The sequence below is a fragment of the Bartonella sp. MR100HLJHH genome (assembly GCF_042194215.1).
GTDB lineage: Bacteria > Pseudomonadota > Alphaproteobacteria > Rhizobiales > Rhizobiaceae > Bartonella > Bartonella grahamii.
The window spans coordinates 1-765 of the sequence record NZ_JBHIMR010000094.1 but is presented as its reverse complement, the minus strand read 5'-3'; the positions used below and the strand labels follow the sequence as shown (position 1 = coordinate 765).

The following is a 765-nucleotide window of genomic DNA, read 5'->3' as shown; positions in this document are numbered from 1 at the left end:
CCTTTTTTGACACGCTTTGATTGGGCAGATGTAACATCGGCAATTTGTTTTTCTGCAAAGCGTTCGACTTGTTTTGCAGAGGTGTTTACAGCATTACGCAAAGCCCAGTTAAGGCGTGGTGCTTGAAGACTGGTGAAGGTATCCTTCACCTGTTGAAGATACCATTTTTGGTGGATGATTAACTTCAACTTCTAAGCCTTTTTGGGGGTAGGTGTTGATGACTTAGAAGCTTTAGATGCTTTTGGCTGTTCGAGTGGAATTTCCTTTGTCACTGGTTCAGACGATGTTTGTACGGCTTCTCGTTTTATCTGCTTAATTTGTTCAACTGCCTTGTCTGTTTTTGCTGTTGTCTTGACTCCAATAAAAGGTTTTACAGCATTAGCGCGCTTGAGACGTGCGTAGACTTGATTGGAAACTTCAACAAATGGATTATTGGGTGTTGATGGTTCAAAGCGAACAGTGCTTTTATTGTCTCCAACAACACACATTGGCTTAGTGATGACAGCTTTCATCATTGCTCCTTTTGAGTCATAATTAATGACATCATTAGTCAAAAATTGATTTTTATTCTGTGAAAAATTGATTAGCCAGAATTACCCAGAAAACAGGGCTTTCTAGCCACGTTTCAAGTTCACATTTTACTGAATTTTTAGGGGATATTTTTGAATTTTAGACACAATGCGACCAGTGCCGTGCTGTCATTAAATATGATTTTTCACATCATGTCAACAAAAAAATCATGATCTTGTGTTTTTTTATTTTTTT

1 protein-coding gene and 1 pseudogene are annotated in these 765 nt (G+C 37.9%); both read right to left on the bottom strand.

Annotated elements, in window-relative coordinates; genetic code table 11:
• Window positions 1–188 (bottom strand): annotated as a pseudogene (locus ACFIJ7_RS09715) (hypothetical protein); the annotation flags it as partial.
• A 3-nt stretch (window positions 189–191) separates the two neighbouring features.
• Window positions 192–512 (bottom strand): hypothetical protein, encoded by a 321-nt coding sequence (locus ACFIJ7_RS09710; protein WP_375645210.1) that lies wholly within the window; start codon window positions 510–512, stop codon window positions 192–194.
• Between the last annotated feature and the right edge of the window lie 253 nt (window positions 513–765).

What these genes read in the sequence shown, in the direction of transcription:
- ACFIJ7_RS09710 (WP_375645210.1), bottom strand. Translation starts at nt 512, where the DNA reads ATGAAAGCTGTCATCACTAAGCCAATGTGTGTTGTTGGAGACAATAAA.